This window comes from Paenibacillus sp. FSL L8-0644, from assembly GCF_038008165.1.
Classification (GTDB): Bacteria; Bacillota; Bacilli; order Paenibacillales; family Paenibacillaceae; genus Paenibacillus; species Paenibacillus polymyxa_D.
The window spans coordinates 3537692-3558874 of record NZ_JBBOYN010000001.1 but is presented as its reverse complement, the minus strand read 5'-3'; the positions used below and the strand labels follow the sequence as shown (position 1 = coordinate 3558874).

The 21183-nt window shown below is 45.7% G+C and carries 20 protein-coding genes and 1 other RNA gene; 18 read left to right on the top strand and 3 right to left on the bottom strand.

Features of this window, described 5'->3' with window-relative positions:
* The first annotated feature begins 32 nt into the window (after positions 1–32).
* From rpoD to rnpB, 6 genes are all read left to right on the top strand, one after another.
* A complete protein-coding gene (gene rpoD / locus NSS94_RS16140; protein ID WP_007431230.1) occupies positions 33–1166 on the top strand; it encodes an RNA polymerase sigma factor RpoD in 1134 nt (377 codons plus the stop codon).
* Positions 1167–1253: 87 nt separating this feature from the next.
* On the top strand, positions 1254–2093 hold the full coding sequence (locus NSS94_RS16135; protein WP_029517785.1) for a hypothetical protein: 840 nt from the start codon (positions 1254–1256) through the stop codon (positions 2091–2093).
* Positions 2090–2851, top strand: coding sequence for a tRNA (adenine(22)-N(1))-methyltransferase (locus NSS94_RS16130; RefSeq protein WP_069010267.1), 762 nt, complete (start codon positions 2090–2092; stop codon positions 2849–2851). The genes NSS94_RS16135 and NSS94_RS16130 overlap by 4 nt, the downstream gene beginning before the upstream one ends.
* Positions 2827–3942 (top strand): Nif3-like dinuclear metal center hexameric protein, encoded by a 1116-nt coding sequence (locus NSS94_RS16125; protein WP_341039651.1) that lies wholly within the window; start codon positions 2827–2829, stop codon positions 3940–3942. Before NSS94_RS16130 ends, NSS94_RS16125 begins: the two co-directional genes overlap by 25 nt.
* Positions 3943–4003: 61 nt before the next feature.
* Positions 4004–4570 (top strand): flavin reductase family protein, encoded by a 567-nt coding sequence (locus NSS94_RS16120; protein ID WP_029517782.1) that lies wholly within the window; start codon positions 4004–4006, stop codon positions 4568–4570.
* Positions 4571–4649: 79 nt separating this feature from the next.
* An RNA gene (gene rnpB / locus NSS94_RS16115) (RNase P RNA component class A) lies at positions 4650–5048 on the top strand.
* 415 nt (positions 5049–5463) lie between these two features.
* Here rnpB and NSS94_RS16110 read toward each other — a convergent pair.
* Positions 5464–6684: an aminotransferase-like domain-containing protein gene (locus NSS94_RS16110; protein ID WP_318627855.1), complete on the bottom strand. Its 1221-nt coding sequence runs from the start codon at positions 6682–6684 to the stop codon at positions 5464–5466.
* Positions 6685–6800: 116 nt separating this feature from the next.
* On the opposite strand from NSS94_RS16110, the gene pdxR reads away from it, so the two are divergent.
* Together pdxR and NSS94_RS16100 are read left to right on the top strand one after the other, a co-directional pair.
* Positions 6801–8276: a MocR-like pyridoxine biosynthesis transcription factor PdxR gene (pdxR, locus tag NSS94_RS16105; protein WP_341039649.1), complete on the top strand. Its 1476-nt coding sequence runs from the start codon at positions 6801–6803 to the stop codon at positions 8274–8276.
* 88 nt (positions 8277–8364) lie between these two features.
* Complete coding sequence (locus tag NSS94_RS16100; RefSeq protein ID WP_080658632.1) at positions 8365–8595, top strand: hypothetical protein; 231 nt, start codon at positions 8365–8367, stop codon at positions 8593–8595.
* Positions 8596–8652: 57 nt separating this feature from the next.
* Here the strand turns inward: NSS94_RS16100 and NSS94_RS16095 are convergent, their stop codons facing one another.
* The gene (locus tag NSS94_RS16095; RefSeq protein WP_341039648.1) at positions 8653–10533 is read right to left on the bottom strand and encodes a S8 family peptidase; all 1881 of its coding nucleotides are present in this window, start codon (positions 10531–10533) and stop codon (positions 8653–8655) included.
* Between the two features lie 186 nt (positions 10534–10719).
* Here NSS94_RS16095 and NSS94_RS16090 point away from each other — a divergent pair, with 186 nt between their 5' ends.
* The 6 genes from NSS94_RS16090 to thiI all read left to right on the top strand — a co-directional run bounded on the left by NSS94_RS16090 (position 10720) and on the right by thiI (position 15528).
* Positions 10720–11226 carry a YpuI family protein gene (locus NSS94_RS16090; RefSeq protein ID WP_029517778.1) on the top strand — a complete coding sequence of 169 codons (507 nt, stop codon included), beginning with the start codon at positions 10720–10722 and terminating at the stop codon, positions 11224–11226.
* Between the two features lie 187 nt (positions 11227–11413).
* Positions 11414–11641: a DUF1540 domain-containing protein gene (locus tag NSS94_RS16085; protein WP_029517777.1), complete on the top strand. Its 228-nt coding sequence runs from the start codon at positions 11414–11416 to the stop codon at positions 11639–11641.
* A 44-nt stretch (positions 11642–11685) separates the two neighbouring features.
* Complete coding sequence (locus tag NSS94_RS16080) at positions 11686–12078, top strand: hypothetical protein (RefSeq protein WP_322251723.1); 393 nt, start codon at positions 11686–11688, stop codon at positions 12076–12078.
* A 222-nt stretch (positions 12079–12300) separates the two neighbouring features.
* Entirely contained in the window at positions 12301–12993 is a 693-nt protein-coding gene (locus NSS94_RS16075; RefSeq protein WP_318627858.1) for a lytic transglycosylase domain-containing protein, read from the top strand.
* A gap of 158 nt (positions 12994–13151) precedes the next feature.
* Positions 13152–14300 carry a cysteine desulfurase family protein gene (locus NSS94_RS16070; RefSeq protein WP_165149077.1) on the top strand — a complete coding sequence of 383 codons (1149 nt, stop codon included), beginning with the start codon at positions 13152–13154 and terminating at the stop codon, positions 14298–14300.
* A 1-nt stretch (position 14301) separates the two neighbouring features.
* Positions 14302–15528 (top strand): tRNA uracil 4-sulfurtransferase ThiI, encoded by a 1227-nt coding sequence (gene thiI, locus NSS94_RS16065; protein ID WP_209949506.1) that lies wholly within the window; start codon positions 14302–14304, stop codon positions 15526–15528.
* A 73-nt stretch (positions 15529–15601) separates the two neighbouring features.
* Here thiI and NSS94_RS16060 read toward each other — a convergent pair whose 3' ends face one another.
* A complete protein-coding gene (locus NSS94_RS16060; protein WP_341039647.1) occupies positions 15602–16297 on the bottom strand; it encodes a TerC family protein in 696 nt (231 codons plus the stop codon).
* Positions 16298–16513: 216 nt separating this feature from the next.
* Between NSS94_RS16060 and NSS94_RS16055 the strand changes: the two genes are divergently transcribed.
* The 4 genes from NSS94_RS16055 (at position 16514) to NSS94_RS16040 (ending at position 21079) form a co-directional block, all read left to right on the top strand.
* Entirely contained in the window at positions 16514–17173 is a 660-nt protein-coding gene (locus NSS94_RS16055; RefSeq protein WP_029517771.1) for a TerC family protein, read from the top strand.
* A 94-nt stretch (positions 17174–17267) separates the two neighbouring features.
* Complete coding sequence (locus NSS94_RS16050; protein WP_029517770.1) at positions 17268–17759, top strand: LiaF transmembrane domain-containing protein; 492 nt, start codon at positions 17268–17270, stop codon at positions 17757–17759.
* A 291-nt stretch (positions 17760–18050) separates the two neighbouring features.
* The gene (typA, locus tag NSS94_RS16045) at positions 18051–19892 is read left to right on the top strand and encodes a translational GTPase TypA (RefSeq protein WP_029517769.1); all 1842 of its coding nucleotides are present in this window, start codon (positions 18051–18053) and stop codon (positions 19890–19892) included.
* A gap of 125 nt (positions 19893–20017) precedes the next feature.
* Positions 20018–21079 (top strand): LCP family protein, encoded by a 1062-nt coding sequence (locus tag NSS94_RS16040; protein ID WP_029517768.1) that lies wholly within the window; start codon positions 20018–20020, stop codon positions 21077–21079.
* Positions 21080–21183 lie beyond the last annotated feature (104 nt).

Sequence of the window (21183 nt, the reverse complement as noted above, 5' to 3'; positions counted from 1 at the left end):
TCGGATGTTTCTAGGGAGGAGGGAGTCGAAAGATGGCGAATGATCAGCATACTGAACTGGAGACGGAACTAACACTGGATCAGGTTAAAGATCAACTGATTGAGTTGGGTAAAAAAAGTTCTTCTCTGAACTACAAAGATATCATGGAAAAACTATCGCCGTTTGATCAGGACCCCGAGCAAATGGATGAGTTTTATGAGCAGCTGGGTGACTTGGGGATTGAGGTTGTGAATGACAACGACGAAGAAGTTACCAGATTGCGTCAAAATGACGACCCGGAAAACAATGATGGGGATGATTTTAATTTCGATGACGATCTGAGCCTGCCTCCCGGTATTAAAATTAATGACCCAGTCCGGATGTACTTGAAAGAAATCGGTCGTGTACCGTTGCTTTCTGCTGATGATGAGGTGGAGCTTGCCAAACGGATCAATAACGGCGATGAAGAAGCTAAGCGCCGGTTGGCAGAAGCGAACTTGCGTCTGGTTGTAAGTATTGCCAAACGTTATGTTGGTCGCGGAATGCTTTTCCTGGATCTGATTCAGGAAGGTAATATGGGTTTGATTAAGGCAGTAGAAAAATTTGATTACGAAAAAGGCTTTAAATTCAGTACGTATGCAACCTGGTGGATTCGTCAGGCCATTACGCGCGCAATAGCCGATCAGGCGAGAACGATTCGTATTCCGGTGCATATGGTGGAAACGATCAACAAGCTGATTCGCGTATCGCGTCAACTGTTGCAAGAGCTGGGGCGCGAACCTACGCCGGAGGAAGTGGCTGCCGAGATGGAGCTGAGCGTGGAAAAAGTACGGGAAATTATGAAAATTGCCCAAGAACCGGTTTCATTGGAAACACCAATTGGTGAAGAGGATGACTCACATCTGGGGGATTTCATTGAGGATCAAGAAGCGTTGGCGCCTGCAGATGCGGCTGCCTATGAACTTCTGAAGGAACAGCTCGAGGATGTACTGGATACGTTAACCGAACGGGAAGAGAATGTTTTGCGTCTCCGCTTTGGTTTGGACGACGGAAGAACCAGAACCCTTGAAGAAGTGGGTAAAGTGTTCGGTGTTACACGTGAACGTATTCGTCAGATTGAGGCCAAAGCGCTACGTAAGTTGCGCCATCCAAGCCGCAGTAAGCGACTGAAGGATTTCCTCGAATAGAAGCGTTACATTGCGGACCTTCTGCGGCTTGAAGCGCGCAGGAGGTCTTTTTTTATCTCATGGCAGCCTTGGTGGAGGGGAAGAAGCTTGGACCAGGAGAAAAAGCGGGCAATACTGTTACATGAAATTGAGCATTGGCGGCGAAGTCGGCTGCTCCCTGAGCAATATTGCGATTTTTTGTCTAACCTGTATCGGGAGGACGAAGATCCGTCGCAGAGCCAGAACCGTAACAACACCGGGCTGCTTACATATCTTAGACACGGGCATGGGATCGCCTGGCTTCTTGGTTTTGTCATTATTTCCTGCATTTGTTTGATCGGTTTTTATTTTACCGCTTTTCCGTTGGCAATGCAAATATTCTCGGCGAGTGCAGTTACTACGATTTGCTATGGAGTGGCCGCATTTTGGCGGTCTTCTGAAAAGAGTATGAGCGCGATGTTGAGCACTTTAGGCAGTGCGATTATGTTGGGTTCGGGTGTATGGATCATTCAGCTCCATCAAGGTGAAGCTAAGGTTTGGTTTCTTTTGCTCGTAGGCCTATGCGGTGTGGTATGGTGTCTTGTGGGATTAACTTTGCGCAACAGCTTACTTCATTACTGTGGCATTGCTGGGCTACTTTTAGTGTACGCGATCCTTATAGGCCGCTTCTGGCCTACAGCAACTTTAGTGATGCTTGAGGCATTTTGGATTTTGCACGCAGTATTGTTGATCTGGTTAAGCTGGTGGGTACATCGCCGCTTTCCGCGTCTCGCTTTGGTTTATTTCGCTATAGGCATGACACTAGCATTCATGGCTGAAGCAGACACGATTATCCTGCGCCATCAAGCGGCGGGAGATGTGGTGTTTTACAGCCTACTGAAGTTGGCATTTGTTGTTGGAATTTTATTTTGGACTCGAAAAAAATGGATTACGTGGGTGACGTTATGAAACTTTCTCAACGATTACAATATATTATGGAACAAATTCCTGCCGGGAGCAGACTTGCGGATATTGGCTCGGATCATGGACTACTCCCCGTGGCCGCAGTGCGTAGTGGCAGAGTACCGCAAGCTGTGGCGGGTGAAGTCAATGATGGACCGTTGCGTGCGGCTCAAAAGCAGGTGGCCGAAGCAGGTCTCACGGATCGCATTGCGGTTAGAAAGGGAGATGGCTTGGCTGTAATTAAGGTCGATGAAGTTGATGTTATTACGATAGCCGGGATGGGTGGTGCCTTGATCGCTACCATTTTAGAGCAAGGGAAAGACAAGCTTGTTTCAGTGAAACAACTTGTTCTACAACCTAACGTAGGAGAGGATATCTTACGCCGTTGGCTCATCGAACATCAATGGATACTAACAAGTGAACATATTATGGAAGAAGACGGGAAAATATATGAGATTCTGACGGCAGTACCTGATTCGGTAAGCCCACTGAAACAGGATGCGCTGTATCAACCATGGAAAATTCCCGATAGTTCGCTGGTACTGACACCGGATTTGTTGATGCAACTCGGACCACTATTGGTCAAAGCACCGAATGAAATCTTTTTTTATAAATGGAAATTGGAGATTCGCAAGCTTGAGGATGTGCTGGCACAAGTGGCACGATCAGATCAGGAATCCGCACAGCATAAGCGGGAGCAATTGCGCAAGCAAATTGAACAGCTAGAGGAGGTACTTGCATGTTTGCCAAAGGACAGACAGTAATTAGCTATATGGAGCAGCTGGCTCCGAAATACTTGGCAGTTCCGGACGATAGAATTGGGCTTCAGCTGGGTAGTCTGCAAAAGGAAATCAAAAGCATATTAGTAGCTCTGGATGTTAGTGATGAGGTTGTCGAAGAGGCAATCCGCATAAAAGCTGACCTCATTATTGCGCATCATGCAATTATATTCCGCCCACTTAAAGCTTTGAACACAGATCAGCCTGCGGGTAGATTGTATGAAAAACTGATCAAGAATGATATTGCTGTCTACATCAGTCATACGAATCTGGATACAGCTGAGGACGGCATGAATGACTGGATGGCTGAAGCACTGGGTATTCAAAGTGAAGGTACGCTGGAGGATGTTCACACCGAGCAATTATTCAAGCTTGTTGTTTTCGTACCAAAAACACATCATCAACGGGTACTGGATGCCATACTGGGGGCGGGAGCTGGACATATAGGCAACTACAGCCATTGCAGCTTTAACATTGACGGCTATGGAACTTTTGTGCCGGGTGAAGGCACACAGCCGTTTTTGGGTGAGCAGGGTAAAATGGAACGTAGCGAAGAGGTTCGTATTGAAACCATTGTACCGCAGGCTGTACGCAACAAAGTCATTCAAGCGATGCTGAAGGCTCATCCTTATGAAGAGGTGGCTTATGACCTGTATCACATGGATTTGCAGGGCCGTTCCTTTGGTTTGGGACGGGTGGGCAAGCTTAAGGAAACTCGCACGCTACGGGAGTTTGTCGATGTTGTGAAAAATGGCCTCAAGGTCGAGCATGTACGTGTGGTGGGCGACTTGGACCGTATGATCAAAAAGGCAGCCGTGCTTGGGGGCTCAGGCAGCCGCTATGTGAATAAGTCGCTTTTCAAAGGTGCTGATGTATTGGTCACAGGGGATATTGACTACCATACGGCTCACGATGCCCTGATGGCGGGGATTGCTATTATTGACCCTGGACATAATGCTGAAAAGATTATGAAGCCTAAAACCGCAGAATGGATGCGCAAACGCTTGACAGAAGGTCGTTATTCAACGGAAGTACATGTATCTCAGGTAGAAACCGAGCCTTTTCAATTTTTGTAAAATATCAACATCTATGAGAAAATGAAGATGTTCTATTATTTTTTTCGTAGGGAGAGGTTCTATGCGGACGCTGATAGCTGATTCTGCAATTCATGCCTATCCAGGCATGGTCGCTGTTGTTACTTCCCGCTATGAGGGGGAAAATAATGTAATGGCCTCAGGCTGGCATACCTATATCGGATCATCACCGGGCATGTATGGCATTTCACTGAGGAAGGAAACATATTCTCACGGACTGATCGAGAAAAGCGGAGGCTTTGGTATTCAGTTTCTGCCTGCGCACAGATCGGAATGGATTCAGGCTGTAGGTACCTTTAGTGGTAAAGATGTAGATAAATTTCAGCAGTTTGGCATTGCATATGAGGATGGAATTTCAGTCAATGTGCCTATATTGCTGGAGGCTTATCTTGCTTATGAGTGTAAAGTCGTGGATATTCATACCTATGGAGATCATGATTGGATCGTCGGTGAAATACAGCAGACCTACCGAGATGATGAACTGTTCCTAGATGAGGACGTTCCTGATTTTAGTAAGCTTTCTATCCCGCTATACGTGGGAAGGTCTGCTTATTATGTGGCGGATGATTCATTGCAGAGAAAGGTACATCCGTTTTATTTGGGCAAGTAAACAGAGATCTATACGTTTTACAATATTTTCAGGGTTGTATCATGCGCGCGTTCCCTGTATACTATGTAATGTTGTTCGGAAAGTTTGACAGACAATCGCTGGTGGCGTAAGCCGCGAGAGGAAAGTCCGGGCTCCATAGGGCAGGATGCTGGATAACGTCCAGTCAGCGCGAGTTGAAGGATAGTGCCACAGAAATGGACCGCCGATGGCCGCTTGCGGCACAGGCAAGGATGGAACCGAGGTGTAAGAGACCCCGAGGAACGCTGGTGACTTCGTTCCTGGTAAACCCCATCTGGAGCAAGACCTAATGGGACACAGCTTCTTCGCGAAGCAGCCTTAGCCCGAGGCGTGTCTAGGTTGGTCGCTGGAGCTGGATAGCAATGTTCGGCCTAGATAGATGATTGTCGCTTGTAGTGGGAGGGTAGTTCCCGTCTGTACCACGAATAGCACAGAACCCGGCTTACGGAAAACTTTCCCCACTGCAACACCTTAAAAAGTATGAATTTAACTTTTGTAAATGACCTGTTTGCATGAAAGCCTTTAATCCAAATGTATTTATTGAATTAAAAAGGGTGTGTCATATTCCTGTGGGAATGATGGCACACCCTTTTTAACATACCGTACTTACGCAGATATAGTGCATTCTTAGAATGAAGCCCCCAGCATAATTACTGTGGGCTTTCATCCTAATTTTTACTTCTCTACCGTAAAACCGTTCGAGAATGAGGCACGTAGTCAGCGTAGCAAACGCATTTGAATCTACGGAGGCGAGGCGTACATCTTTGTCCCAGATTCCAACATGCTATTCAAATTCCAAACGAATCAGAGGGAACAGCGATCGTAAAATCAAATGATTCGTGAAGCGGCCTCACGTACGTGTCCTGCCAACTCCATCATCGCACGCTGTTTACAACACTTTCCTCTGTGTACATCTTCAGTGCCCGATCCAATCGGTCAACTGCTTTTGGAAGCAAGGAAGGATCCGTATGCGTGAAGTTGATTCGCATATGGTTGCTGCCACTTAGGTCAGCATAGAAGACTTGTCCAGGCACAAATGCCACTCCTTCCTGAATTGCGAGTTGCAGCAACCGATCAGAACGGAATCCCTCGGGTAAAGTAACCCACATAAACATACCGCCAAGTGCATCATTCCAGGTGATTCCTTCCCATTGGCGTTCTTTCATCAGCGACGTGAGACGTAGCATACGAGTATGGTACTCAGCAGACACAGTACGAATATGTCCGTCCAAGTCAAAAAAGTCCAATAACTCATTCAAAGCACGTTGATCAATACTGCTGGAGTGCAGATCGGCAGATTGTTTGGCATTGGCGACTTTAACGACAATCGCTTGATTAGCTACCAGCCAACCAGATCGAACACCAGGAGCGACGGTTTTGGAGAATGTAGAAGTGTACATCACATGACCGTCTCCACCTAGCTCTTGATCGATTGAGAAAAGGGATGGAAAGTTAAGGTTTTCGTCAAATTTAAGACGTCCGTAAGGATCATCTTCAAAAATCAAAGTGCCGTATTTACGGCATATTTCAACAACGCCTGTTCTTCGTTCCATACTCCAAACACTTCCTGCCGGGTTGGAGAAGGTTGGGATGACATACACGAATTTAGGCTGATGTTTTTTGATCTTGGCTTCAAGATCTTCTAATCGCATACCGTTAGAGTCTGTATCTACACTTACAATGTTGGCACCATAGGAATTAAATACCTGAAGAGCTGCCAAATAAGTAGGGGACTCCACCAATACAGTATCCTGCGGATCGAGCAATACACGCGAAACCAGATCAATGGTCTGCTGTGAGCCCGTCGTCATGATGATGTTATCTCTGGTGACGGAGATGCCTTGGGATGACATGATTGCTGCAAGACGTTCCCGTAGAGGAATGTAGCCCTCGGTTAGGCCGTATTGAAGAGCGGTAGTACCGCCGAGGCGAAATACCTGCTCATAGGCTTTAGCAACAGCTTCGATGGGGAAAAAGGCATCGGCAGGAAGGCCGCCTGCCAGAGATAACACATCTGTTCCCTGTGTCAGCTTTAAAATGTCCCTTACCATGGACGAGCCCTGAGTACGAGCCATACCCGAAAATTTGTGTTCCAATCCAATCATCTCCTGTGTTCTATACTGTACTATGAAATTTGTTGTATTATATCGATAATGAAGTATAACAGTAAACGTCTAAATGTAACAGTTGATTTTTGGAGGGGACGGTTCCGATGCATATTGATCTCAGCCGCAATAGCAGTGTTAAATTATATTCACAGATTGCCAAAACATTAGCAGATCGCATCCAGTCTGGACTGTTGCCTCAGGGCACAAAGCTTCCCTCTGTCCGTCATTTGTCCAGTTTGCTTGCGGTAAGTCCCGTAACTGTAAGCAAGGCGTATGCTGAGCTGGAGTCTATTAATCTGGTTACCTGTACACAGGGAAAAGGTTGCTATGTAGCAGAGCCTTCGGTAGCTGTTCAACGTGAGGGAGCGCAGGATTTGTCATGGCAAATGTCGCTGATCGATTATTTGCCACGCGCACAGTTATGGAGAAACTTTAACCATAGCAGACAGGTTCCCTATTCTTTTCATATAGCAGCAATTCAACCGGAGCTTCTTCCTACACGCGAAATCATCGCTGATACTCAACGTCTATCCTCTGGAAATCCTGATGCAATGGCAGCATACGGTACTTTTGAAGGTGATTTAGCGCTGAGGGAAGTGTTTGTAGATCACCTGAACGAACGTGGCCTATGCACTGTTGCAGAACAGCTGCTCGTGACCAGTGGTGCCCAACAGGGCATTGACCTGGTGGCACGTACTTTCGTTGGTTCTGGAGATGTTGTCTACATGGAGGCTCCTACATATACGGGGGCCATTGATGTATTTACCAGTCGTGGTGCCAAAGTAATTATGATTCCGATGGATGAGCAGGGCATGCGGATCGATATCCTCACGCGTCTTTGTGATACTCATCCCCCAAAACTGATATACACGATACCCACCTTTCATAATCCTACCGGAGTAACTTTAACGACGGCCAGACGCACACAATTATTGGATCTAGCTCAAAGTTATCATTGCCTCATTGTTGAGGATGATCCATTTTCTGACCTCTACTATAAAACAAAGCCGCCACTCTCTATCAAGGCACATGATCAATCCGGACATGTGATATATATCAAAAGCTTTAGCAAAACCGTTGCTCCCGGCTGCCGTATAGCTTGTGTAGCGGCCACTGGCAGTGTAATGGATCGTTTGGTGGCTGCCAAGTCTACTACGGATTTGGGGAGCCCTCTATTAACGCAAAAAGCGCTATTGCCCTTTATCAGGAACCGTCTTGATCGACATCTTGTCTGGTTGCGGGAACAAATGCGGGATCGGTTGACAGTCGCATTGTATACGCTCCAGCGCTATGCTCCGCCAGAGGTTAGCTGGTATGCTCCCGAAGGCGGCTTAAATGTGTGGATTAAGCTTCCTCCTAATGTTGATATTCCAGAATTGGAGCGGCTGGCTGATCGAGAAGGCGTTTCCTTTTTACCTGGTGCAGTGTGCTATGCAGGTGGTATGGACAGTAATCATATCCGTATTTCTTTTTCGTATGTGGACAAGGAAACACTTATAACAGGTCTTCACAAACTGTGCCGTTTGTTGGGCGAACTGCTTGATCATTCGGTCATTGTTGAACGGAAGCCTATTTTATAAGGGATATTTGTATTAGGGGGTAAACATCCAAGCACAGCACATGCCTTCTTAATATGCTGTACTAATTCACCGAAAGGAGTTGCACATTATGAGTCATTGCCCTTACGACCCGATCGTGTGCCCGCCGATCCAATTTGTAAATCATCAATTTTTCCCACAAGTCGTGCCTGTGGTTCATCCAATTGAGATTGTTAATCAGACGCACATTGTACCTGTACCACATCACGTATTTCCGGTGAGTATAAAGGATCCTGGAGAACCTTGCTGTCATACTCGCAGTCATAGCAAGCGTCCTGTTCGCAGCAGTTCCAAGCGTTAATAAAGCCCAAAAAAGCAGCCATGGAGCAACATGGCTGCTTTTTTCCAATAAGGAATCTTACGTTTCCAGTTTCTTTAAAATAGATTTTAACTTGTCACTTAAATGCTGTGGATAGAATTGCAAAGGAACATATGGACGTTGTGCTGCTTTCAACGCTTTATACACATCAATTTGACCATACCCGAAATATTTGTCATGCCCTGGTGTGCCCAAGTCAATTACGCTGCTTCTCATTAAATCCATAACCTCTTTGTTGGTCAGATCGGGGTTAACGGATCGAATCAGGGCAGCAAGTGCTGATACATGGGGACTGGCCATTGAAGTGCCCGACAGTGCAGCATATTGATTCCCTGGGTACGTACTGGCAATACTTGCACCTGGAGCCATGACGTCTACATAATCTCCATAGTTAGAAAAGGATGCACGGTGCATAGAAGAATCTGTAGCGGAAACGGCAAACACTTCAGGATACGCTGCTGGATACCCAGGCCGTTCCGTATTGTCATTGCCTGTGGCTGCAATTAATACGACATCTTTATCATAGGCGTATTTGATCGCATCATGCAAAAATTCAGCTTGTGCGTAATTGCCCAGACTTAAATTGATAACCTTGGCACCGTGATCAGCTGCCCAGATAATACCTTCTGCAACCGAGTAAGTCGTACCGGAGCCGGATTGGTCAAGTACCTTGATCGGCATGACTTTGTTGTACCATGTCATGCCAGCGACCCCCTCACCATTATTCACGAGGGCAGAAATGATGCCGGCGACGTGCGTTCCATGACCGACGTCATCATAAGGCTTTTCAGACGGGTTTACCACGTTATGACCTGAAAGGATTTGACCTTTTAGGTCGGGGTGATCCAAATCTACTCCCGTATCTACGACAGCGACAATTACGTCCTTGCTGCCTTTGCTTAATTTCCAACCTCGGTTGGTTTCAGTTGCCGGCAGATTCCATTGATAGCGGGAAAAGAGCAAATCATTGGGAATAGAGCTGTCCGCTTTGATAGGTGTGCTCTCATTGGTTAGATACATATAGTGAGGTTCCGTATAAAGCGGGTTCCACTTTCTTGAAAAATATTGCTTTAGCTCCTTAAAGTTCATCTTATCCGAATGAAATACATAGGTATAACCAAGCTTGCGGCCTGGCGCACAGTGTAAATCTGCTGCAATTTCCTGCAGTTGTCGTGAATCAGGATTATGATGGAAGCGAACGACAATTTCATTTTCAAAATAATGGCTTGCATTTTCGTTGTCGTGGCCCGTCTTGACAGTAATATCGTGCAATGTGTCGGGATGTACGGATTCGATTTTGTAGCTGCCTTCTTTTGGATAGGGAATCAAACGCAAATTTTTCCGCTGATGCTTCTCCACGTCACGCAATACTTGCTGACTGACCAGAGCAGCAACGCCGCATGTTCCGTCAGCCGATGGTTCTGCCATGACAAAATATTTACCGCCTTCAGCCTGAAATGCAGCAGATTCGTAGGATTTATTTTGCATGACGGAACGGCGAGCCGCAGCCAAGCTGCTTTTAATTTGAGGATGACTGAGCAGACGAGTTTGTGCTTTGCTGCCCGTGTAGGTGTTCGTATTCCCGTCGCTTGTGTGAATCCACTGTAACGTATGAAGATGACTGTGCGATTGCTGTAGCGTGCGGGTAAATTCCCTTTTCTGATCAGCAGTTTTACCATCAAGTTCCCGCATCACGTACTGAATATCCTGCCTTGCATCCATGCGTGTGAGGGTATCCGTAGCGGACAGGTCCAAAGCCAACATTCCTTTTTTGAGTTGCTTCTCTTGCTGTGGCACCATCTTGGCCGTATATTCGGGCTGCGGTGTATGGCGGTGATCACGGGAAGGCAGCATCAGTGTGATGAGAAGCACCCCGGCAGCTGCTCCTAGCAGGGGTTTTAACCATTTTCGCCGAGACATGGGACCGTCCTCCTTGAGAATTCATAAATTTATGGTTTAGCGTGAGGAGGTTGGCATGTTTTTATACCTTTCAATGCTTATTTGTGGTAGGATAAATACTGAAAATTACAGCTCTTTCGGTTAGAGGGGACTATTTTCGGGTAACCAAATTGATGAACAAGCAACAAATAAGGGGGAGCTGCCTTGATGTCAGCAGTCAACGTACAAAAATTATGTGAGTCGGCGCAGGAGAGACTGAAAACTGCCGTGAAACGGGTGGAAACATTCCTCAATGAGCATGCTCTGCCGCAACTGGCTGCAGATGGCAATGAGGAGTCCGTGCTCTTTTACAAAGGCTTTTTGTCGGATCTCCGTCATGTCCTTGTTTTTTCCGAAGTATCTTATGAAAAGTTGGGTGTGGCTTTACGCCGTGCCAATTTTGACGTCGATTTTGCGGAAAAGGCATTGTATAACGTTTACCATGACTGCGTGAACAGCTTTTTTTATCCCAAAAATGAATCTTACGCAGAGGATGGACGCTATGCGTATACGGGGCAAGATGCTATCCGCTTCCGTAAAACGCCAGTGCCAGCCGCTCGCGAAGTGATCATGGACATTACGAAAAATTTTGAAGAATTGCGTGATGATCTGACTTATTATGAAAGTGACTATTTGACTCAGCGCCGGATGCAGACTCGCCGTACTCATGCATAAAGCATTCAACGGGGAAGATCATTTCTAATCAAAAACTAAAACAAGACAAGCAAGCCGTTTTCTACTTGCTTCCTGCCATTTTGGAGGAGGTGAAGGAAGCGGCTTTTTTCGTATGTCACCAACTGCCATATACCATAAACGCATAGGTGCGGGATAGCGGGGGGACAATGAATCCGAGGTGATGATCATGAGCCAAGAGGCCAAGCCAATCGTTAAGTGTAGCGTAGCCAATTGTCATTATTGGGGAGAAAACAACTTGTGCAAGGCAGATTTGATCATGATTGAAGTTGATGGTCATGCCGGAAAGAAATTTAAAGAAGAATATGCGGGGGAAAGCTTCAGTTCAGAAGAACGTGATAAGGCCGACACGTCAGCCGCAACCTGTTGCCACACTTTTAAACCGAAGTCCGTGTAAATTTTATTACGCGATTCATTTTGCATTTGGAGGTGCAGTTTATTATGGAAGATCATGAAAACGACAAGCATCAGAATGAAGAGCATGTTAGCCGCAAACGTGTAGATTACCCCCGTCACATTCATGAACGATCTGCCAAGCGCCGTAATGATCGTGAGGAATATGCAGCAGAGGTTGCTCCCGGCTCAGTTGCGACTCGACATGAGGTCAAGGGTGAAGAGCAAGTTATAAACAATAGTGGTCGTATTTCTGGCTATGTTGGTCTGGCTGCGGGAATTGCCTCATTGTTTATGTGGTCCATTGTTCTGGGGCCTATTGCTGCAGTTTTAGGCTTTTTTGCTTATGTGAATGGCAGCAAAACGACCGGCATTTGGTCGATTGGTCTTGGGGCGCTGGCGACATTGAGTTATTTTGCTTTTATCCCGTTCGTTCGCTGACCTTGCTGGAGGAAAAAGTACAGTTTTCTTTTGTATATCCGAGAAAAATCATCTTAGTGATATAATTACATTTAAGCTGATCTATAAAGCTCCGCTGTCTTTTCGACAGAAACGGAGCTTTTTTTCATTAAAAGGTATGGAAGTACATAGTAAAAAGTTGTATCATAGCAGTAACGACAAGCTATTTGGGATATAACAACTATAGAAAGTTGGGAACACCACATGCAAATTGATCCGCGCGTGTCCAAGTCCATGTTAGACATGCAGCTGTTAAATAATATGAGTGCTACAACCCAGACGGGGACAACGGACGCTTTTTCCGGATTACTGGAACAAGTAGGTCAGTTGGAAACAGATGGTGCTGTGACTCGAGAAAATTCAAGTGATGTTACCAGAGACGAAAATGGTTTGCTTTGGCTTCAATTGGGACCTTCGAGGGGAACGGCTTCGTCATTGTATCCCGCTCCTTCCAGCACAGCAACAGACGGACCTACAACACCTACGGCATATGATGATTTGATTAACGAGGCTAGTCAGAAATACGGCGTTCCAGTAGCGTTGATTAAAGCAGTTATTGATACGGAATCTTCATTCAATCCGTCGGTCACTTCTTCGGCCGGGGCCAAAGGGCTTATGCAACTTATGGATGCTACGGCTCAAGGTCTGGGAGTCAGTGACCCGTATGATCCTGGACAAAATATTGATGCTGGAGTTCGTTATTTGTCTTATCAGATTAAACGTTTTAACGGACAAGAAAATATGGCGCTGGCTGCATATAATGCAGGTCCCGGACGGGTGCAGCGGCTTGGTGTAAGTAGTGATGAACAGTTAATGTCTGTACTGGATAAGCTTCCGCTGGAAACGCAAAGATATATTAACAAGATTCAAAATGCACGTGAAAAATATACGATCTAAGCCCTATAGCTTATAACGAAAAAAGTGCGTAATTTCAATTTAGATTAGGTCCGCAGAACAGGGTCAATATGGGGAAAGGGTGTCGCTATAATGTAGCGACCTTTCCCTGTTTTGGTCTTTTTTTGTTGCAGCAGTTGTAGGGTAGAAAGGGGAGTTTAATGAAATATTTTGATTATGCCGCGACAACTCCGCCTTTTGAAGAGGTGATTACAACCGTTGCCGAGATCATGAGACGCCACTATGGCAATCCATCTTCGATGCATCGGTATGGAGAGGATGCGGATAAGTTGCTTAAGCGTTCGCGCGAAGTATGTGCTGCGGCTTTGGGAGTGTATCCATCAGAGATTGTCTTCACATCTGGGGCAACGGAAAGCAACAATCTTGCTATTAAGGGAGTAGCTTTGCAGTATCAGACCAGAGGCAAGCATATTGTTACTGTATCGACAGAACACCCGTCTGTGTATGAAGCTTGCAGACAACTGACAAATCTGGGTTTTGAGGTTACATTTTTACCTGTCGATGCAGAAGGGCATGTGAGCGCCGAACAGGTTTGTGCCGCTGTCCGTAAAGATACGATTTTAGTCAGTATTATGCATGTCAATAATGAGACGGGAAGGGTGCAACCGGTGCATGATATCGGAGCTGCGCTGAAGAAACAGTTCCCCCGTATTCTATTTCATATTGACGGTGTACAAGGGTTTGGAAAGCTGCCGGTTGATATCCGGGGCTGGCAGGCTGATCTGTACAGCCTCTCTGCGCATAAGCTGCGTGGACCTAAAGGTGCTGGACTACTATTCGTTCGGGAAGGTGTAGAGGTTTTCCCACTGCATAGTGGCGGCTCTCAGGAGCAGGGTTTTCGTGCAGGTACGGAAAATGTGCCACTGCTTGTTGGTATGTCCAAAGCGGTACGACTAGCGGGCGAACGACAAGCAGAAACAGCACGACGTATGACCGAGTGGAGAGAACGGGTGGTCGCAGAAGTGCAGACAATCCCTCAACTGCGGCTAAACAGCGGGGAGGAAGCACCGCATATTGTCCACTTTTCATATCCGGGTATGAAGGCCGAGGTGCTGCTGCATACGCTGGAGCAACTAGGTGTGGCCGTATCCACCAAATCGGCTTGTTCTTCGAAGTTGGCCGAGCCCAGCCGGGTGCTGCAGGCGATGGGCCGCAATGAGGCAGAAGCATCTGGCGGCATTCGTATCAGCTTCGGTGACGAGCATACGGAACAGGATATCGATGAGCTTATACTTGCACTGCAACAGGCTGTAGCCAAGCTGGAATCCCTTGAAAGGTGGAAACGTTAAAATGCACTATGATATGCTGTTACTTCGCTTCGGTGAATTTACATTAAAAGGGAAGAATAGAACTCGTTTTGAAAAGGCAGTACTGAATCACGTGAAGCTGCTGCTCAAGCCGTTTCCCGGCGCTTCTTTGCGGAAGGAATTTGGACGGATTTATGTGGTACTCGGAGGAGAGCCTTATGAACAGATCATTCAAGTGTTACAAAAAGTGTTTGGCATCACGACAATAAGTCCTGTCAAAATGGCTCCTGTCGAGCTGGGTGCTATAATTGAGACCGCTGTAGCTTTGATGCGTGAGCTGAATGTGGCCGAGGGAACGACTTTCAAGGTAAATGCCCGCAGAGTGTGGAAGGAGTTTGCTCATTCCTCACAAGAGATGAACCATTTAATTGGTTCTCCTATTTTGCGAGAGTTTCAAGCGTTGAGGGTCGATGTGCATCAACCAGATATTGAGTTGCGTGTGGAGGTCAGAGAGCAGGCGGCCTATATATTCAGCGATGTTATTATGGCTGTAGGGGGCTTTCCGTTAGGAACGAACGGTAAAGCTATGCTGCTGCTGTCTGGTGGAATCGACAGCCCGGTAGCAGGATGGTCTTCCATGCGTAGAGGACTGGAAATTGAATGTGTACATTTTTATAGCTATCCGTTTACAAGTGAGCGTGCGAAAGAAAAGGTCATTGAATTGGCAAGGGTATTAGCAGGCTATGCAGGGCGGATCAAAATCCACCTTGTACCGTTTACAGAGGTGCAGACGGCCTTTACGCGCACTGGACAGGACAATCTGATTATAACGCTAATGAGACGGTCTATGCTGCGAATTGCAACGATGCTGGCTGAGCGTGAAGGAGCGCTGGCACTCGTGACGGGTGACAGTCTGGGTCAAGTTGCTAGTCAAACGTTATCCAGCATGAATGTGATTGGCCGTTCAACAGAATTACCATTGCTGCGACCTCTCGTCATGATGGATAAGCAGGAGATCACGGAAATCGCTAAGCAAATTGGCACCTACGATTTATCCATCCTTCCATATGAAGATTGCTGCACATTGTTTGTTCCTAAATCCCCAACGACCAATCCAAATTTGTGGGTTGTTCAAAAGATTGAAGCCTCTATTCGGGATTTAAATGCCTTGATTGAACAGGCTGTGGCTGCAACGGAAACGCTTGTCCTGGAGTCAGGCGGAGCTATAGAGGGGCGTAATGAGGAAGTTATACAGGAAGATTGGTTTTAAACAAAAAGGCAGACCCACTGTTATTATGGGGTCTGCCTTTTTTGATTTTAGTTAAAACAGTTTTTGAAGCATTTTAAACAGCTTTTTCTCGACTGGACATTGCTTTGCGACTTTGAAGATATCCCGTGAGCAAAATACCAGCCATAACTGTAGCAATAAACAAGATACGCAGCGCAGGGTGCTCGGTAAAGTAAGGTTCCAGCTTACGTTCTTCAGTAATCATATTAGAGGCCGTATAACCAAGTACAGCCGATCCCAAATAGATAATCCAGGGGAATTTATTGATCAGTTTGATAAAAAGAGTGCTTCCCCATACCACGATTGGCACGCTGATTAACAGGCCCAGCACTACAAGTAGCAAATGCTGCTGGGCAGCGCCAGCAACAGCAATCACATTGTCCAGACCCATAGCCGCATCGGCTACAACAATCGTGCGGATAGCACCCCATAATGTTGTTCCCGCTTTGACTTCGGTATGGTCCTCCTGGTCTACGAGCAACTTATACGCAATCCAGACTAACATAATCCCCCCGATGAGTAACAACCACGGTACTTGAAGCAGCCAGAGTACCACAATGGTGGCTGCTATGCGAATAAGCAGGGCACCACCGGTGCCGTACAGAATCGCTTTTTTTTGCGTTGCAAGAGGCAGCTTTCTGGCGGCAAGTCCAATTACAATCGCATTATCCCCTGCGAGCAGAAGATCAATAAATATCACATTAAGCAGTAGCCAAAAGAACTGAAGTCCGGACATATCAATCGTTCTCATCTCCCTGATTAAACATCCTAAAATCGTTGTATGTGTTTATTTTAATACCCGTTTTCCGGAAATACGATTCATTATATGGCTGTTTGTTATTGATTTCAAGGTCTTTACTCAACGAATTTGACATCATTTTTTAATAAATGATGACTTATTTGACAAAGCTTATAAGCATAGCCTCGTCCTATTTCGCATACAAGTAGGATGGGGGTGTTTGTACACATGGAGCATATCATTTTGCTGTTGAAAATATTAATGATTAATTTGGTGTTAAGCGGTGATAATGCGGTTGTTATAGCCATGGCGAGCAAAAATTTGCCTGCAAGGCAGCGGAGTCAAGCTATATGGTGGGGGGCAGTCGGTGCAGTCCTCCTGCGCTGTGTTTTGACTTTTGTAGCTGTCATTTTGCTGGGCATACCCTTTATTCAGGCGGCAGGCGGTCTACTTCTGTTATGGATTGCGTTTAAGCTGCTTTATGAGAGTGAGGATCATGTAGGAGTCAGAGCAGAAACAACCATATGGAAGGCTATACAGGTGATTCTGGTAGCGGACTTTGTGATGAGTCTAGATAACGTATTAGCTATTGCAGCACTAGCAGATGGGGATATCGCCATTATTGTCATTGGTATTGCAATTAGCATTCCGATAGTTGTCTGGGGCAGCAACGTAATTGCGATCTGGCTTCACCGGTTCCCTGTACTTGTTTTGCTCGGATCTGCAATCCTGGCTTTTACGGCAGGAGAAATGCTACTGCGTGATCCCCGATTGGGTGTATGGTTAGCAGGTACGGGAGAGCTTATACATGCATGGTTACCAGGACTCTTAGCCTCAGCAGTTGTGATTGCAGGAATATATCGTCAGCTACGTGCTCATCATATTTGAACGTAGTTTTTTTGGAAAACATCGGCTAAAATATACTTAAAAACAATCACATTAAGCGACCTAAAAACAAATTCAGCAAACAAAGGAGACCACGATGAATTCCGGAAAAGAGCGTATGATCGGAGTGGGCATTGTTGCCGTAGGACTGATTATTTTGTTGGGGAAACTGGGGACGTTCTCCTTCTTGGGACGAAACTTTTGGCCTTTGCTGTTTTTAATACCTGGAATCGTACTGCATGCAATGTACATGAAGCGTAAAGTTTCACCCTTTATGTTGCTGCCAGCAGGGATTTTATCGGTTTATGGCTTCTTATTTTTGCTCTGCAATATTTGGGGCTGGAATTTAATGGCCTATTTATGGCCTTTGTTACTTCTAGGTGTGGCGGTTGGATTATGGGAGTACGCCATTAATGATATTTCGCTTTCTCGTAATGTATATACGGGGGGCGTGATATTGGGCTTGGTATCGGTGTTTTTATTGGTCATTACCCTGTTAAGAACGGGTATCATATATGTTATTGCAGTTTTACTGATCGGCGCTGGAATCTGGTTGGTCGTAAACAACCGCGGCAAACGCAAATGGTAAACGACAAGCAATGAGATTTTATGGCGGTAAATTACGGAACAGGCAATAATGTCTTGCTTTATGACATATTTCAACTATAATATAATGGATATGATAAGAGCGTCGGAATGATTTCTGACGCTTATTTTAAGGTTTTCACGCGAATCGGAGAGAGAAGCTGTCTGTACAAAGCCTGAAACATATAGAAGGCTGGCAGGGAGTGGGCCTAAAGAACGATTGTTAGCCTTGAATCAGCACTGCTTCAGGATAGAGACACTATTTTGATATACGGAAAGGATATGGATACAAACCATGCATGCTAGAGAAAACATTCGCAATATTGCGATTATTGCCCACGTCGACCACGGAAAAACGACGCTTGTCGACAAGCTGCTTCAACAGTCCGGAACATTTAGAGAACACGAGGCTGTTCAGGAGCGCGCCATGGACTCCAACGATCTGGAGCGTGAACGCGGTATTACGATTTTGGCTAAAAATACAGCTATCACTTACAAAGATTATCTGATTAACATTGTAGATACACCAGGACACGCCGACTTTGGTGGCGAAGTGGAACGGATTATGAAAATGGTTGACGGTGTTTTGCTTGTCGTAGATGCTTACGAAGGTTGCATGCCGCAAACGAAATTCGTACTGCGTAAAGCGCTGGAACAAAATCTGACGCCTATCGTTGTAGTGAACAAAATTGACCGTCCGGCGGCTCGTCCGGCAGAAGTTATTGACGAAGTACTGGATCTGTTCATCGAGCTGGGTGCGAATGATGAGCAACTGGAATTCCCTGTTGTGTACGCTTCGGCGCTGAACGGAACATCCAGCATGGATGCTGAAAAGCAAGACGATAACATGCAAGCATTGTACGAAACAGTTGTAGAGCATATTCCGGCTCCAACTGAGAATGTAGATGAGCCTCTTCAATTCCTCGTAACACTGATGGATTATAACGAATACCTTGGCCGAATTGCAGTAGGTCGTGTAAACCGCGGTATCATCAAGCAGGGGCAAGCAGTCACAGTTATGCAACGTGATGGTAGTAGTAAATCGGCGCGTATTGAGAAGCTGTTCGGCTTCCAAGGCCTGAAACGTATTGAAACGGATCAAGCGGGCGCTGGTGACATTGTAGCGATTGCGGGAATTAAAGATATCAACATTGGTGAAACCATTGCTGATCCAAACCATCCTGAAGCGCTGCCTGTACTGAAGATTGATGAGCCGACACTGCAAATGACCTTCTTGGTTAACAACAGCCCATTCGCAGGTCGCGATGGTAAGTGGGTAACATCCCGTAAATTGCGTGAGCGTCTTCTGAAAGAACTCGAAACGGATGTCAGCTTACGTGTTGATGAAACGGATAGCCCGGACGCCTTTATTGTATCCGGACGTGGTGAGTTGCATCTGGGTATCTTGATTGAAAACATGCGTCGTGAAGGTTACGAACTGCAAGTGTCCAAACCGGAAGTTATCGTCAAGGAAATTGATGGTAAGAAAATGGAGCCAATCGAACGTCTCCTTATTGATATTCCGGAAGAAAGCATGGGCGCAGTTATGGAAAGTTTGGGCTCCCGTAAAGCCGAAATGGTTAACATGATTAATAACGGCACCGGACAAGTTCGCTTGGAATTCCTGATCCCTGCACGTGGTCTGATCGGCTACACTACAAACTTCCTGACTTTGACTCGTGGTTATGGCGTAATGAACCATGCGTTTGACAGCTATGGACCATTTGTTGGCGGTCAAGTAGGTGGACGTCATCAGGGTGTACTCGTGTCAACAGAAAACGGCAGCTCTACATTTTATGGTATGCTGGGCGTAGAAGATCGCGGTATTTTGTTCCTAGAGCCAGGTACTGAAATCTATGAGGGTATGATCGTTGGAGAGCACACACGTGATAACGACATCGTCGTTAACATTTGTAAAGAAAAACAACTGACAAACGTTCGTTCAGCAACAAAAGACGATACAGTTAAACTGAAAACACCTGTAATCTTCTCTTTGGAGCAGGCGCTCGAATACCTGAATGATGACGAGTATTGCGAAATTACACCTAATGCCATCCGTTTGCGTAAAAAGATTTTGAACAAAGGTGAACGCGAGCGTGCAGAGAAGCAACGTAAAACAGCACAAGCAAATATGTAATTGATTGGATTGGTCTTTGGCCACAGCGGCGACGCCCGGGAACGGGATGCGCCGCTGTGTGTGTTTTAGGATTGTAAACTTGGAGAAAGCTATATTTCTCAAAACGCAGGAAAAGGTGTTGAAGCATGAGTAATCTTTCGAACGGATTGCCTCCCCGGACACAAACTGGGAAAAAATCCGCCAAACCGAAAAAAACGAAAAAGAAAAAAAGCTTTTTCAGATCGTTTATGAAGTTTGTCTTGTTTCTGCTCATTATAGGTATTTTAGCAGCAGGTGGTTATACCTACTATCTTTACAATCAGGTAGAGGAAGTTTTGGATACGGGGATCAACAAGGAAGTACCCAAAACACAATTGGCAGAAACTAAGCCTTTGACTATCTTATTGCTAGGAACCGATTACCGCCCTGATCATCCGACTTATTTGTCCGACGTTATTATGGTAGCTACATTGAACCCCAATACTAAATCGTCTACCATCGTGTCCCTACCGCGCGATACGCGTCTAGAAATGGATGGATATAAACCTCGCAAGTTGAATGAGTATTATCCGGTGTTTAAGGCTAGAGAAAAAGAATCTGGTGAAGTTGCTGAAGAACAGATGAAGAAGATGATCGGCAAATATTTAAACATTGATATCGATTATGTGACGGTTATTAACTTCCAGGGCTTTAGAGATGTAGTAGATAATTTGGGTGGCGTAGATGTGACGGTTGATAAAAACATGTGTTATCGTGACCGTGCAGATGGTACCGATATTAATCTGACAGCTGGAGCCAAGCATTTGAACGGTGACCAGGCTCTTGATTTTGTTCGCTACCGCAAATCGAATTGTCGTCCGAGAACAGCTGAATCTGACGATTTTGATCGCAATCGTCGACAAAATCAGGTGCTTCATTCTCTAATTGACCAAATGCAATCCTTTAACGCTTTGACCAAGTTTAGTGCAATTATTAAATCGGTTGATAAGAATATGATGACAGATATTGAGTCACAGCAAATGAAGAATATCGTACAAACCTATTGGAATATTTCCAAGCAAAATGTGAAATACAATCCGGTAGCGGGAACATGGCGTAGCCCGTATGTGTACATTGATGAGCAACAGCTCGATTTGGCCAAACAAGCGCTACAAGAGGAGTTAGCTAAAAAAGTAAGCGACAATACCGCAGCTTCTTCCAATTCCTGAGTATGTATATTTCTTCCCGCTTATGTTATACTCGCAGCGAGTAAAGCTCTTATATAACATAAGGGGGTTGAGGTATGTCTAAAGTTATAGTGAACCAAGTCTAG

Bases quoted from the DNA above. Each gene is read 5' to 3' on its own strand.
- typA (WP_029517769.1), top strand. From the start codon at position 18,051: ATGCATGCTAGAGAAAACATTCGCAATATTGCGATTATTGCCCACGTC.
- NSS94_RS16040 (WP_029517768.1), top strand. From the start codon at position 20,018: ATGAGTAATCTTTCGAACGGATTGCCTCCCCGGACACAAACTGGGAAA.
- NSS94_RS16060 (WP_341039647.1), bottom strand. From the start codon at position 16,297: ATGAGAACGATTGATATGTCCGGACTTCAGTTCTTTTGGCTACTGCTT.
- NSS94_RS16050 (WP_029517770.1), top strand. From the start codon at position 17,268: ATGAATTCCGGAAAAGAGCGTATGATCGGAGTGGGCATTGTTGCCGTA.
- NSS94_RS16055 (WP_029517771.1), top strand. From the start codon at position 16,514: ATGGAGCATATCATTTTGCTGTTGAAAATATTAATGATTAATTTGGTG.
- NSS94_RS16070 (WP_165149077.1), top strand. From the start codon at position 13,152: ATGAAATATTTTGATTATGCCGCGACAACTCCGCCTTTTGAAGAGGTG.
- NSS94_RS16090 (WP_029517778.1), top strand. From the start codon at position 10,720: ATGTCAGCAGTCAACGTACAAAAATTATGTGAGTCGGCGCAGGAGAGA.
- NSS94_RS16080 (WP_322251723.1), top strand. From the start codon at position 11,686: ATGGAAGATCATGAAAACGACAAGCATCAGAATGAAGAGCATGTTAGC.
- pdxR (WP_341039649.1), top strand. From the start codon at position 6,801: ATGCATATTGATCTCAGCCGCAATAGCAGTGTTAAATTATATTCACAG.
- NSS94_RS16085 (WP_029517777.1), top strand. From the start codon at position 11,414: ATGAGCCAAGAGGCCAAGCCAATCGTTAAGTGTAGCGTAGCCAATTGT.
- rpoD (WP_007431230.1), top strand. From the start codon at position 33: ATGGCGAATGATCAGCATACTGAACTGGAGACGGAACTAACACTGGAT.
- NSS94_RS16100 (WP_080658632.1), top strand. From the start codon at position 8,365: ATGAGTCATTGCCCTTACGACCCGATCGTGTGCCCGCCGATCCAATTT.
- NSS94_RS16120 (WP_029517782.1), top strand. From the start codon at position 4,004: ATGCGGACGCTGATAGCTGATTCTGCAATTCATGCCTATCCAGGCATG.
- NSS94_RS16125 (WP_341039651.1), top strand. From the start codon at position 2,827: ATGTTTGCCAAAGGACAGACAGTAATTAGCTATATGGAGCAGCTGGCT.
- NSS94_RS16095 (WP_341039648.1), bottom strand. From the start codon at position 10,533: ATGTCTCGGCGAAAATGGTTAAAACCCCTGCTAGGAGCAGCTGCCGGG.
- NSS94_RS16130 (WP_069010267.1), top strand. From the start codon at position 2,090: ATGAAACTTTCTCAACGATTACAATATATTATGGAACAAATTCCTGCC.
- thiI (WP_209949506.1), top strand. From the start codon at position 14,302: ATGCACTATGATATGCTGTTACTTCGCTTCGGTGAATTTACATTAAAA.
- NSS94_RS16075 (WP_318627858.1), top strand. From the start codon at position 12,301: ATGCAAATTGATCCGCGCGTGTCCAAGTCCATGTTAGACATGCAGCTG.